At 71.9% G+C, this 13,454-nt stretch carries 6 protein-coding genes; 5 read left to right on the forward strand and 1 reads right to left on the reverse strand.

Annotation, left to right across the window (positions count from 1 at the left end; genetic code table 11):
• Nucleotides 1–17: 17 nt before the first annotated feature.
• Nucleotides 18–578 carry a TetR/AcrR family transcriptional regulator gene (locus ABT061_RS43805; RefSeq protein WP_350929524.1) on the forward strand — a complete coding sequence of 187 codons (561 nt, stop codon included), beginning with the start codon at nt 18–20 and terminating at the stop codon, nt 576–578.
• On the opposite strand, the gene ABT061_RS43810 is transcribed toward ABT061_RS43805, so the two are convergent.
• The gene (locus ABT061_RS43810) at nt 568–1,464 is read right to left on the reverse strand and encodes a cation diffusion facilitator family transporter (protein WP_350929526.1); all 897 of its coding nucleotides are present in this window, start codon (nt 1,462–1,464) and stop codon (nt 568–570) included. The genes ABT061_RS43805 and ABT061_RS43810 overlap by 11 nt on opposite strands.
• Before the next feature lie 252 nt (nt 1,465–1,716).
• On the opposite strand from ABT061_RS43810, the gene ABT061_RS43815 reads away from it, so the two are divergent.
• From ABT061_RS43815 to ABT061_RS43830, 4 genes are all read left to right on the forward strand, one after another.
• The gene (locus ABT061_RS43815) at nt 1,717–3,453 is read left to right on the forward strand and encodes a fatty acyl-AMP ligase (protein WP_350929529.1); all 1,737 of its coding nucleotides are present in this window, start codon (nt 1,717–1,719) and stop codon (nt 3,451–3,453) included.
• A gap of 2 nt (nt 3,454–3,455) precedes the next feature.
• Nucleotides 3,456–3,728, forward strand: coding sequence for an acyl carrier protein (locus tag ABT061_RS43820; RefSeq protein ID WP_030923661.1), 273 nt, complete (start codon nt 3,456–3,458; stop codon nt 3,726–3,728).
• Entirely contained in the window at nt 3,725–6,118 is a 2,394-nt protein-coding gene (locus ABT061_RS43825) for an MMPL family transporter (RefSeq protein WP_350929531.1), read from the forward strand. Before ABT061_RS43820 ends, ABT061_RS43825 begins: the two co-directional genes overlap by 4 nt.
• A 182-nt stretch (nt 6,119–6,300) precedes the next feature.
• The coding region (locus tag ABT061_RS43830; protein ID WP_350929533.1) for a non-ribosomal peptide synthetase at nt 6,301–13,454 on the forward strand (7,154 nt) is incomplete at its 3' end.

Genomic DNA, 13,454 nt, shown 5'->3' on the forward strand with positions numbered 1-13,454 from the left:
CTGGAAGGATTGCGTAGGTGGATGAGACACGGCAGCGCGACAGGGAGGGCACCAGGCGGCGCATCCTCGACGCCGCCCGCCGACTGTTCGCCGACCTCGGCTACGACCAGGTGACGATGCGGATGATCGCCGCCGAGGCGGACGCCAACATAGCGCTGATCAACCGTTACTTCGGCAGCAAGCGAGAGCTGTTCGCCGAGGTGCTCGCGATGCAGGGACGTTTCCCCGGCGTCCTGGACTTCCCCGAGGAGGAGCTTCCGCGCCGCCTGGCCGAGTACATCGCCGAGCGGATCCGCTCAGACCAGGCGAGCCCGGTGATGGCCGCGCTCATCCGGTCGTCCAACTGCCCGGAGATCCACGATCTCATCCGGGACCGGGTCAGTTCGGCGATCCTGGAGCCCCTGTCGGCAAGGCTCTCCGGCCCCGACGCGGCCTTCAGGGCGAGGATCGCCACCGCGCTCATCACCGGGAACGGCACGATGCGCCAGCTCTACGGCCCCGAGTCGAGCGACGTTCCCGACCGTGAGGCGGTGATCGCCCGGCTCACCGCGGTCTTCGAGGCCTGCCTCAGCCAGTGATCATGCGGCATGCCGTGCCGGGGACGTGATCGACCTGCAGTGTGGTGTGGTCGATGTGGAAGCGCTGGTGCAGCAGCTCGGCCAGCTCGCGGCGGACCTGGTGGCAGTCGCCGCCGGGCATGACGGTCACGTGCGCGGAGAGCGCGGGGAAGCCGCTGGTCACCGTCCACACGTGCAGGTCCTCGACACCCGTCACGCCCGCGTGGGCGGTGATCGCGGCGCTCACCTCGGCCGGGTTCACCCCGTCGGGCGCGGCCTCGAACAGGATGCGTCCGGCGTCGCGCAGCAGGCCGTAGGCCGCCTTGGCCATCAGGGCCGCGACGACCAGGGCGGCGATCGCGTCGGCCCGGCCCCAGCCGGTGAGCCAGACGACCGCGCCGGCGATCGCGGTGGCCACGAACGCGTACAGGTCGTTGAGGATGTGCTGGAACGCGCCCTCCACGTTGAGGCTGCTCCGGTCGGCCCTGGCGATGAGCCACGCGGCGACGGCGTTGACCGCGATCCCGGCCAGGGCGGTGCCGAAGACCAGGGCTCCGGCGACCTCGGGCGGCTCGATGAGCCGCCGCACGCTCTCGTAGACGAAGTAGGCGACGAGGGCCACGAACGTCAGCCCGTTGACGGCCGCGGAGAGGATCTCGGCCCGCTTCCAGCCGAAGGTGTAGGCGCCGCGGGCCGGGCGGGCCGCCATCCTCATCGCCACCAGCGCGAGCGCGATGGCGCCGGCGTCGGTGAGCATGTGCCCGGCGTCGGAGATCAGCGCGATGGAGTTGGCGGCGATGCCGATGACGACCTCGACCGCCATGAAGGCGAGCAGCAGGGCGAGCGCCGCTGCGAGGTAGCGGCGGTCGGCGTCGGCGCGGTGCCCGTGGCCATGCCCGTGACCCATCGTAAGATCCATTCTGTCAACACCTGAACACCTGCTCATATATTAAGCAAGGTGAGCCTAACCCGGCAAGACGCAGCTCCGTCCATGCCCCCGCCCGTGCCCCCGTACACGGACTCCTGGGGCGGAAGCGGGGAGGGGGGAAGATACTAACTTTCGGCGTAAAACCGGGTGAGAGCTTGTGCGGCCCAGGCCTGGGACCGGCTGATCTTTCCTCCTATGTTGGGGTCTCTTGCCATCATGGGAGATGACCAGATGTCCTTTGTGCAGTGGGTGCGTGCGCAGGTGGACCGGCACGGGCACGAACGGTCCTACACCTTCGTGGCGGACCACAGGGGCGAGCTCGTCGAGCAGGACCGGCTGACCTTCGCCGACCTGGACGCGCGGGCCAGGTCGATCGGCGCCTGGCTGGCGGGACGGCGGATGGCGGACCAGACGGCGCTGCTGCTCCACCCGGCCGGTCTGGAGTTCCTGGCGGCATTCCTGGGTTGCCTGTACTCCCGGGTGGTCGCGGTGCCCTCGCCGCTGCCGCAGACCGATCCCCGCGCACTGGAGCGCGCCGAGGGGATCATCAAGGACGCCGACGTGCGGCTGGTGCTCACCGACTCGGCCAATCTGGACATGCTCGATGCCTGGCTGCGCGACGTCGGCCTGGACGGCACCGTCGAGTGCGTGGCCACCGACGCCCTCGACCTCCCCGACCCCGATGACTGGACGATGCCCCGGATGGGGCCCGACACCCTCGCCTACATGCAGTACACCTCCGGTTCCACCAGCGAGCCCAGAGGCGTCATGATCACCCACGCCAACCTGCTCCACAACGAGGGGGAGATCTGGCGGGCGATCGGCTCGCCCAAGGTGGGCGTCGGGGTGGGTTGGCTGCCGCACTACCACGACATGGGCCTGGTCGGCATGCTGCTCCAGCCGATCTACGCGGGCGGCGACCTCTACTTCGCCTCGCCGATCGCCTTCGTCATGCGCCCCGCGCTCTGGCTGGAGATGATCAGCCGATACCGGGCCGGATACACCGTCGCGCCGAACTTCGCCTACGAGTGGTGCGCGGCCCGGGTCACCGACGCCCAGGTGGCCGGGCTCGACCTGTCCGGCCTGCGCTTCGCGCTCAACGGGGCCGAGCCGGTGCGTACCGGCACGCTGCGCGCGATGGTGCGCCGCTTCGGAGCCGCGGGCTTCAGCGAGAAGGCATGGGCCCCGGCGTACGGCATGGCCGAGGCGACCCTGGTGATCACCGCCACCCCGCTGGGGCACGGGCCGACGGTCCGCGGGTTCGACGCCGCGGCGCTGGAGCGGCACGAGGCGGTTCCGGTGGAGAACCCGGGAGAAGGCGTGGAACTGGTCGGTTGCGGGCGGCCGATCAGCATGTCCGTGCACGTCGTCGATCCCGGCACCGGAACCGAGCTGCCGCACGGGCGGGTCGGGGAGCTCTGGGTACGCGGGGAGAGCGTCGCGCGGGGGTACTGGCAGCGTGAGGAGGCGACCCGCGACGCCTTCCGCGGACGCACCGCCGCGGGCGAGGGGCCGTTCCTGCGGACCGGGGACCTGGGCTTCCTGCTGGACGGCGAGCTGTACGTCACCGGCCGCATCAAGGACGTCGTCATCGTCAACGGGCGCAACCTCTATCCCCAGGACCTGGAGGAGGCCGCCCGGCAGGTGCACCCGTCGCTGGGGGCCGGGGCGGCCTTCGGGGTACGCGCCGAGGGCGAGCACGTGGTGCTCGTCCAGGAGATTCGCGAGCGGGGCCTCGACGCCCCCGCGGAAGAGCTGGCCCGTGGCGTGCAGGGCGAGCTCGCCCGTTCCTTCGGGCTGCCGTCGATGAGCGTCGTGCTGGTCAGGCGCGGCGGAGTGGGCAAGACCACCAGCGGCAAGATCCAGCGCTCACGCACCCGTGACCTGCTGCTGAACGGATCGCTGCCCGTCGTCCACGCCGAGCTCACGGCGGCCGTCGCCGCGCGCGTCCGATCAGAAGGAGTGTGAACATGTCCGCCGACGCCGGGATCGCCGCAGACCTGGACATCATCCGCGGCTGGCTGGGGGCACGGGTGGCCTCCTACGTCATGCGCTCACCGGAGGAGATCGACCCGCTGGTGCCGGTCGCCCAGTACGGCATGGACTCCGTCTACTCGCTCAGCCTCTGCGGTGACATCGAGGCCGAGTACGGGCTGGAGATCGAGCCGACCATGGCCTGGGAGCACCCGACGGTCGCGGCCATGGCCGACCACCTGCTGGGACGGCTGAGCACGGGCCGATGAACGGGGCGTCGCCGGCCGGGCTGCTGTGCGGGCTGCTGTGCGGGCGGCGCACGAAGTGGGTGGTGCTGCTCGTCTGGCTGGGCATCGTCGTCGTGGCCGCCTCCCTCGCCGGGCGGCTGGAGTCGGTGCAGCAGGACGACATCGCCGGATACCTCCCGGCCGGCGCGGACTCCGCGCAGGCGGTCAGGCGCATCCTCGGCATGCAGGGGGAGAACCTCTCCCCGGCGACGATCGTCTACGAGCGGCCGGGCGGTCTCGGCGAGGCCGACGACGCCGAGATCGCCAGGGACGTCAAGGCGCTGGCCGGGGTCCCCGGGGTGGTGGCCGAGATGCCCACCCCCACCGGCGGCAGGACCTTCGGGCGTGCGGAGTTCGACAGGGAGCTCGCACCGTACCGGGACGCCCGAGGACGGCTGCCCGCGCAACTGCGGATGGTCGAGCAGAAGTTCCGGGCGCCCAGGCTGACCAGGACGATCAAGTTGATCGCCACGCAGCGGTCCGGGGACGGCGAGGCGGTCCAGGTCGTGGTGATCGTCAGGGACCAGGGCGGCAGGGAGACCGCCGAGATCGTCGACCGGATCCGCCGGGTCGTGGACGAGGGCCGCCCCGCGGGACTGGCCGCGCACATCACCGGCATGGTCGGATTCCAGGCCGACGCGCTGGCCGTGTTCTCGACGGTGGACAGCGACCTGCTGCTGGCCGCGATGGGCGTGGCCGTGATGGTGCTCCTGATCACCTACCGCAGCGCGGTCCTCTGGCTCTTCCCGCTGGGAACGGTGCTGGTCGGGCTGGCCGTCGCGATGGGGGTTAACTACCTGCTCGCCGCCACGGGCGCGATCACGGTCAGCAGCGTGGCGGTCTCGCTGCTCATGGTCCTGGTGATCGGCGCGGGCACCGACTACGCGCTGCTGGTCATCGCCCGCTACCGCGAGGAGCTGCGCAGGCACGCCGACCGGCACGAGGCGATGGCGGTCGCGCTGCGCAGGGCCGGGCCCGCGGTGGTGGCGAGCGCGGCGACGGTGGTCGCCGCGCTGCTCTGCCTGGTGGTGGCCGAGCTCAACTCCACCAGGGGACTCGGGCCGGTCTCCGCGGTCGGGGTGACCAGCGCGATGCTCGCCATGATGACCCTGCTTCCCGCGGTCATGGTCGTCTTCGGGCGCTGGATCTTCTGGCCGCTCGTCCCGCACCACGACCCGGACGCCGAGGAGCACCCCGCCGACCACGGCAGATGGGGCGCCCTGGGCAGGAGGATCCAGGTGAACCCCCGTCTGGTGTGGGTCGTCACGGTCATCGGGCTCTGCCTGTGCGCGTCCGGGCTGGCCTCCTACCGGGCGGGCGGGCTGGGCAACGCCGACGTCTTCCTCTCCAGGCCGGACTCGGTGGTCGGGCAGGAGGTCGCCGAGCGGCACTTCCCCTCGGGCGAGGCCGACCCGGTCCAGGTGGTCACCACCGAGCAGTACGTCAGGGACGTGGTCGTGGACACCGCGCAGCGGCCCGAGGTCACCGCGATCTCGCTGGGCGCCGCGGGCAACGGCGACATCCTGCTCAACGTGACGGTACGCGGAGGCGACGGCGAGGAGGCCGAGCAGCACGAGGTGCTCGCCCTGCGCGACCGGCTGCGGGCGGTCGCCGCCCCGGACGTCAACGTGGGCGGCAACGTGGCGCTCATCGCCGACCTGGAGCGCGGCGCGCAGCGGGATCGGGTGGTGATCATCCCGCTGGTGCTGCTCGTGGTCTTCGCGGTGCTCGCGGTACTGCTGCGCTCGCTCATCGCGCCCATGCTGCTGCTGGCCACCGTGGTGCTGTCGTTCCTGGCCACGCTGGGAATCAGCTCGCTGGCGTTCGCGCACCTTTTCGGCTTCGCCGGGGTGGACCAGGGGTTCGTCCTGCTGCTCTTTGTCCTGCTGGTGGCGCTGGGCGTCGACTACAACATCTTCCTCATGCACCGGGTTCGGGAGGAGGCGCACCGCTACAGCACGGCGCACAGCGCGATCCTCGGTCTGGGCGCGACCGGCGGTGTGATCACCTCGGCGGGAGTCGTGCTCGCCGGCACCTTCGCGGTGCTGGTGGTGCTTCCACTGACGCAGACGGTCCAGATCGCCTTCGCGGTGGCCGTGGGGGTGCTGCTCGACACGATGATCGTCCGTTCCGTACTGGTGACCGCGCTCACCCTGGACGTCGGCGACGTCGTCTGGTGGCCGAGCCACCTGGCCAGGGGCACACGCTGGTGGCACCGCGGACCGCGCCCCTACCGGCCCCCCGCCCCGGCGGTCAGGCCGCGGGTCATGCTCAGGCCCCGGCGGCTCGTGCGCCCCCGCGTGGTGCTCGGATCCGGCAAGGTCGCCTTGAGAAAGAGCGAAAAAATGGGAGGAGAGTTTAGCGGTAAATGATAAAAGGCGTTATTGCGAGGCGGATCACACCTGTGATTTACTTGCCGGTAATAAACGTGGGGGTGGATCGCCGCACACAATGCGTTTCTGCCCTTTCGAGGTGCTAATAAGCACCCGTCAGGCATTTTCCGGCCCAGATGGAAAGCGTGGCGACGGTGTTCAGCAAGAATTCCCTCCTGCCATTGTCTGCAGCGCAGAGTGGAATATGGGACGCCCAGCGGATTATCCCTGGCGAACCGCTCTACATTGCCCAGTACATAGAGATCTCCGGCCCGGTCGATCCGGAGGTCTTCGCCGCGGCCGTGCGACTCGCCGCCGGGGAGGTCGACGCCGTTCACGTACGGATCATCGGTGGCGAGACCGAGGAGGCGGGCCGGGTCGGTCAGGTCGTCGAGGAGTGCGAGGTGCCGTGCCCGTTCCTCGACCTCAGCGGGGGAGAGCCGGGCGACGGGGGACTCGGTGCGGAGCGGGCCGCTCTGGAGTGGATGCGCAAGGACCTGCGCTCGCCGTTCCGCGAGGACGCGCTCGTGGCCACCGCCCTGATCCGGATCGCGCCCGACCGCCACCTGTGGTATCTGCGCTGCCACCACGTGGTCATGGACGGCTACAGCGGGCCGATGATCGCCCAGCGTCTCGCCGAGGTCTACACCGCGCTGGTCGACGGCCGCGACCCCGGCCCCGGCGGTTTCCAGTCGCTGGCCACGTTGCTTGAGGAGGACGCCGCCTACCGCGCCTCCGACCACCTCCAGGCCGACCGCCGCCACTGGCACGGCAGGCTCGCCGATCTGAGCGCGGTCCCCGCCCTCTCCTCCGGCGCCGCCGCCACATCGCGGTTCAACCGGCGGAGCGCCACGCTGGGGGAGCACGACGCCGCCGCGCTCACCGAGGCCGCGCTCTCCCACGGTACGGCCGTCTCCGGGTTCATGATCGCGGCGATCGCGGCCTTCGTCGGGCGCCTCACCGGCGCCCGCGAGGTGGTCCTCGGGCTGGCCGTCACCGCCAGGACCACGCCCGCCGCCCGGCGAACGCCGGGGATGTTCTCCAACGTGCTCCCGCTCCGCCTGGCGATCTCCCCGGGCACGACCTTCGGCGAGCTGTCCGCCCAGGTCACCCGGGAGGTCGGGCGGCTGCTGGTGCACCAGCGCTACCGGTACGAGGACCTGCGCCGCGAACTCCGCGGCACAGTGGGCGACCGGCTGTTCGGCCCGGTGGTCAACATCATGCGGTTCGACTACGACCTGAGGTTCGCCGGTCACACCGCCGTCGCGCACCCGCTCTGCACCGGGCCCGTCGAGGACCTGTCGATCAACCTCTACGACGGCTCCGACGGGCGCGGAGTCCGCATCGACTTCGACGGCCACCCCGACCTGTACGGCGAGGACCTGCTGGCCGACCATCACGGCCGTTTCCTGCGCTTCCTCACCCGCGTCGTCCAGGCGGGCCCCACCGCCCGCGTCGGCGCCGTGGAACTCCTCGACGAGGCCGAGCACACGCTCCTGGCCGACTGGGGCGCCGCGCCGCGCGAGGTGCCGCCGGGCACGGCCGTCTCCCTGTTCGAGGGCCGGGTGCGGCGCGCTCCCGGTGCCGTCGCCGTCGTCGCGGGGGACACCGAGATCACCTATGCCGAGCTGAACGCGCGGGCCAACCGGCTGGCCCACCATCTCATCGCCCTCGGCGCCGGGCCCGACCGCTATGTGGGCCTGTCGGTGCCCCGCTCCCTCGACATGACCGTCGCGTTCCTCGGCATCCTCAAGTCCGGCGCCGCCTACCTCCCCCTCGACCCCGACCATCCGCCGGAGCGCCTGGCGACGATGCTCGCCGACGCCGCCCCTTCCGCCGTGGTGACCCGCGCCGACGCCGGGTTCCACGCGCCGCCCGGCGTCGAGGTCGTCCAGCTGGACACCTGGACCGGCGACGGCCTGCCCGCCACCGACCCGGTGACCGGGCTGCTGCCGGAACACCCGGCCTACGTCGTCTACACCTCCGGATCCACCGGCCGCCCCAAGGGAGTGGTGGTCACCCACGCGGGCCTGCCCGCGTACGCGCGCACCGAGATCGACAGGTACGCGGTGACGGAGGACAGCCGGGTCCTGCAGTTCGCCTCGATCGGGTTCGACGGGGCGGTGCTCGAATGGCTGATGGCCCTGTCGGCGGGCGCGGCGCTCGTTCCGGTGCCCGCCGGGGTGTACGGCGGCGAGCCGCTCGGCCGGTTCCTCGCCGAGGCACGCGTCACGCACGCGTTCGTCACCCCCGCCGCGCTGGCGACGGTCCCGGTCAGACCGCTCCCCGGGCTGCGGACCCTGCTGGTGGGTGGCGAGGCGTGCCGCCCCGAGCTGGTCCGCCGCTGGTCCGCCGGGCGCCGGATGATCAACGTTTACGGGCCGACGGAGACCACGGTCGTCGTCACCTGCAGCGACCCGCTGACCCTCCCCGGCGAGACCCCGATCGGCCGCCCGGTCTACGACGCCCGCCTGCACGTGCTGGACGCCGGACTACGCCCGGTCCCGCCGGGTTCTGTCGGGGAGCTGTACGTCTCGGGACCCAGCCTGGCGCGCGGATACCTGAACCGGCCGGGGCTGACCGCCGAGCGGTTCGTCGCCGACCCCTTCGTGCCCGGCGGGCGGATGTACCGCACCGGCGACCTGGTCCGCTGGGGTGCCGACGGGCAACTCCACTACGTCGACCGCGCCGACCAGCAGGTGAAGGTCCGCGGTTTCCGGATCGAGTTGGGCGAGATCGAGGTGGTACTGGCCGCGCATCCCGGCGTCGAGCAGGCGGCCGTGCTGGCCCGCCGTGACCGGGGGCCCGAGCCGGGGGGAGACCTGCGGCTGGTCGGGTACGTGGTCGGTGGCGCGGGCGCGGAGGAACTGCGCGGGCACCTGCGGCGGTCCCTGCCCGAATACATGGTGCCCGCCGCGATCGTGACGCTGGACGAGATGCCGCTGACCGCCAACGGCAAGCTCGACCGGCGTGCCCTGCCGGAACCCGCGGGGGAGACCTCGGGGCGGGAGCCCGCGACCGACCGCGAACGCCTGCTGGCCGGGCTGTTCGCCGAGGTCCTCGGCCTGCCCAGGGCCGGGGCCGACGACGGGTTCTTCGACCTGGGCGGCGACAGCATCCTCGCCATCCGGTTCGTCTCCCGAGCACGGGAGGCCGGGCTCGCGCTCACTCCGAAGCAGGTCTTCCAGCACCAGACCCCCGAGGCCCTCGCCCTCGTCGCCCTCGCCGCGGAGGAGCCCGCGGACGGCACGGATCCGGCGGGTGACGGCACGGGAAGCGTCGACGTCACCCCGATCGTCGCCTGGCTCGCCGAGGGCGAAGGGCCGATCGAGGGATTCAGCCAGAGCGCGGTGCTCCGGGTACCCCCGGATCTCGGCCTCGACGACCTGACGGCCGCCGTCCAGGTCGTGCTGGACCGTCACGACGCGCTGAGGCTCCGGACGTCCACGCCTCCGGCGGGTGCCGGGGCGTGGGAGCTGGAGATCGCCCCGGCCGGAGCGGTCCTGGCAGCGGACTGCGTACGCCGGGTGGAGGTCTCGAACGTTCCGGACGAGGCGTCCGGCGAGGGCCTCGGTGTCGTGCACGGTGCGGCCGGCAGTGTTCCCGGTGTTCCCGGCGTTCCCGGCGTTCCCGGCGGGGACGGTGCACGGGTTCTGGAAGTGTCGGACGAGACGGTGGCCGGGTATGCCGAGCGGGTCCGGGGTGAGCTGGATCCCGGCGCCGGACGGATGGTACGGGTCGTGTGGTTCGACGCGGGCCACGAGCGGTCCGGACGGCTTCTGCTGGCCATCCACCACCTGGCCGTCGACGGCGTCTCCTGGCGGATCCTGCTGCCCGACCTTCTCACGGCCTGGAGCGCCGGGAGAGAGGGCACCGAGGTACGCCTGCCCGAGCCCACCACCTCCTTCCGCACCTGGGCGCGTCTGCTCCAGGCCGAGGCCGTGAACCCGGTACGGGTGGCCGACCTTCCCGCCTGGACCGCGCTCCTCGCGCCGTCCCCGCCGGTCTCACCGGCGCGGGCCTTCTCCTCGGGCACTTTCGTCCCCACGACCGATGGCTCACTCCTTCCCGCCGCGCCGGTACGCGAGCGGGGAACCTGGGGGAAGCGGCGGGAGATGGTCGTGGAGCTCTCCGCCGACGTGGCGGGTCCGCTGCTGGGCGGCGTGCCGGGTGCCTTCCACGGGAACGCCGACGACGTGCTGCTCGCCGGGCTCGCGGCGGCGGTCGCGAGGTGGAGCGGGCGGCGTTCCGTACTCGTCGACCTGGAAGGGCACGGCAGGCAGGAGGTCCTCCCCGGCGTGGACCTGTCCGCGACCGTGGGCTGGTTCACCGCCGTGCACCCCGTCAGGATCGACGCGGGCCCCGTCGACTGGGCCGATCTCAAGAACGGAGGCCAGGCCGCGGGCCAGGCGGTCAAGCGGGTGAAGGAGCAACTCCGCGCTCTTCCCGACCCGCTGGGCTATGGCCTCCTGCGTTACCTCAACCCTGACACGGCACCCGCACTCGCCGCACTGCCCCAGCCGGAGATCGGTTTCAACTATCTCGGCCGGATCACCTCCTCCGGGCTGGACTGGGAGCCCGTAGCCGGAGGGCTGTCCGGCGGCCAGGATGCCGCCGCCCCGCTCAGGCACGGCATCCAGATCGACGCGATCGCCCTCGGTGACGTCCTCCGCGTCACCTGGACCTGGGATCCCACCCGCCACGCCGACAACCGGATCGCCGAGCTGGCCGCCGCCTGGTCGGAGGCTCTGACCGGCATCTCCCGGCACGCCGGCGGCGGCCTCACCCCCTCCGACGTCGCGGTACCCCTCACCCAGGACGACCTCGACGAGCTCGGCCCCGGCCTCCAGAACGTCTGGCCGCTCGCCCCGCTCCAGCACGGCCTGTTCTTCCACTCCCTGCTGGAGGTGGACGTCTACACCGCTCAGCTGACCCTGGACCTGAGCGGCCCACTCGACGCGCCACGGCTCAGGGCCGCCGCGGAACGCCTGGTCCGCAGGCACCCCAACCTCCGAACCTCCTTCGAGCTGCGCGGCGACCCGGTGCAACTGGTGCACCGGCGGGTGGAGGTGCCGTGGCGGGAGGTGGCGGGGACCGACGCCGAGACGGTGGCCGCCGAGGAGCGGGCCCGGCGGTTCGACCTGTCCCGGCCACCGCTGCTCCGTTTCGCGCTGGTACGGCTCGGACCCGGCAGGCACCGGCTGATCCTCACCAACCATCACATCCTGCTGGACGGCTGGTCGACACCGCTGCTGGCGGCCGAGCTGTTCGCGCTGTACTCGGGCCGGGAACCCGCCCCCGCGCCGCCGTACGAGAACTACCTGGCCTGGCTGGCCGGTCGGGATGGCGAGTCCACGCGGCGGGCCTGGGAGCGCGCGCTGGACGGTTTCGACGAGCCCGCCCTCGTCGCCCCGCACGCCCCCGCCGAGCCGGTCGCGCCCGCCAGGGTCACCGCCGAACTCGACGACGGCCGGACCAGGGCGCTCACCGCTCTCGCCCGCACGCACTCCAGCACGCTCAGCATCGTCATGCAGGCCGCCTTCGGCCTGCTGCTCGGCCGGCTGACCGGCCGCCAGGACGTCGTCTTCGGCGGTACGGTCTCCGGCCGCCCGCCCGAGTTGCCCGAGGTCGAGCGCATGGTCGGCCTGTTCATCAACACCCTGCCGGTCCGGGTCCGGCTCGACCCCGCGGAAACCGTGGGTGACCTGCTGCGCAGGCTCCGCGACGAGCAGGCGGAACTGCTGCCCCACCACCACGTCGGCCTTGCCGAGATCCGGCGCGGCCCCCTGTTCGACGCGCTGCTGGTGATGGAGAACTACCCCGTCGACTCCCGTACGGCGGTCGGCGACCTCGACCTGACCTCGGCGGACGTGACCGACGCGACGCACTACCCGATCACGCTGCTGGTCGTGCCGGGGGACGTGCTCCGGTTCCGGCTGCAGTACCGGCCCGACGTGTTCACCGAGGCGGAGGCCGCGGCTCTGCTCGACCGTTTCCTGAGCCTGCTGGCCGAACTGGTCGCCGAACCGGACACCGCCGTCGGCCGTCTCGACGGGTTCTCCCCGGGCGAGCGCGAGCTCGTGCCACACCACTGGAACGACACGGCCGCGGACGTGCCCCGCACCACGCTGGCCGCGCTGTTCGAGGCCCAGGTCGCGCGGACGCCGGACGCGACGGCGCTGGTGTTCGAGGGGGACGAGCTGAGCTACGCGGCGTTCAACGCGCGAGCCAACCGGCTGGCCCGTCTGCTGGTGGCCGAGTACGGGGTGGGAGCCGAACGAGTGGTGGCGCTGATGCTGCCCAGGTCACCGGACCTGCTGGTCGCCATGTACGCCGTGATCAAGGCGGGCGCCGCCTACCTGCCGGTCGACCCGGAGCTTCCTGCGGCGCGGATCGCGTCGATGCTGGAGGACTCACGGCCGGTTCTGGTGATCGACGGTGACTGGCTGGGCCGTGCCGACGCCTCCGGGTACCCGGCTTCCGATCTCGGTGTGCCACTCGCGCCGGAGCGTCCGGCGTACGTGATCTACACCTCCGGCTCGACGGGGCGGCCCAAGGGGGTCGTGGTCACCCACGGTGCGATCGTCAACCGCCTGCTCTGGGCCCAGTCCGAGTATCGCCTGGGTCCGGCGGACCGCGTCCTGCAGAAGACGCCGGCCGGATTCGACGTGTCGGTCTGGGAGTTCTTCTGGCCGCTTCAGACCGGCGCCACCCTGGTCGTCGCCAGGCCGGACGGGCACCGGGACCCGTCCTACCTCGCTGGGCTCATCGGCTCCGAACGCATCACGGTCCTGCACTTCGTCCCCTCCATGCTGGCCGCCTTCCTGGAGGCGGTGCCCTCTCCTGGTTCGCCGGAGGTGTCCGGAACGGGTACGGCTCTTCGGCTTCTCATCTGCAGCGGTGAGGCGCTGCCGCCCGCACTCGCCGACGAGGCGGCGGCCCGGCTGGGGGTGCCGGTGCACAACCTCTACGGCCCAACCGAGGCCGCGGTCGACGTCACCTTCTGGGAGCACCGTCCCGGCACGGAGACCACTTCCGTGCCGATCGGCCACCCCGTCTGGAACACCCGTCTCCACGTGCTGGATTCGTGGCTGCGGCCGGTTCCGGCCGGGGTGGAGGGGGAGCTGTATCTGGCCGGAGCGCAGCTGGCGCGGGGGTATCTGGGGCGGGCCGGGTTGACGGCGGAGCGGTTTGTGGCGTGTCCGTTTGATGGGTCCGGTGGGCGGATGTATCGGACGGGGGATGTGGTTCGGCGTCGTGGTGATGGGGTTGTGGAGTTCGTGGGGCGGGTTGATCAGCAGGTGAAGGTGCGGGGTTTTCGGATTGAGCTGGGTGA

Origin of the sequence: Streptosporangium sp. NPDC002544, from assembly GCF_040295965.1 — a bacterium.
GTDB lineage: Bacteria > Actinomycetota > Actinomycetes > Streptosporangiales > Streptosporangiaceae > Streptosporangium.

Excerpts from the sequence above, each read along its gene's own strand:
- ABT061_RS43810 (WP_350929526.1), bottom strand. The coding sequence starts at position 1,464 with ATGGGTCACGGGCATGGCCACGGGCACCGCGCCGACGCCGACCGCCGC.
- ABT061_RS43815 (WP_350929529.1), top strand. The coding sequence starts at position 1,717 with ATGTCCTTTGTGCAGTGGGTGCGTGCGCAGGTGGACCGGCACGGGCAC.
- ABT061_RS43825 (WP_350929531.1), top strand. The coding sequence starts at position 3,725 with ATGAACGGGGCGTCGCCGGCCGGGCTGCTGTGCGGGCTGCTGTGCGGG.
- ABT061_RS43820 (WP_030923661.1), top strand. The coding sequence starts at position 3,456 with ATGTCCGCCGACGCCGGGATCGCCGCAGACCTGGACATCATCCGCGGC.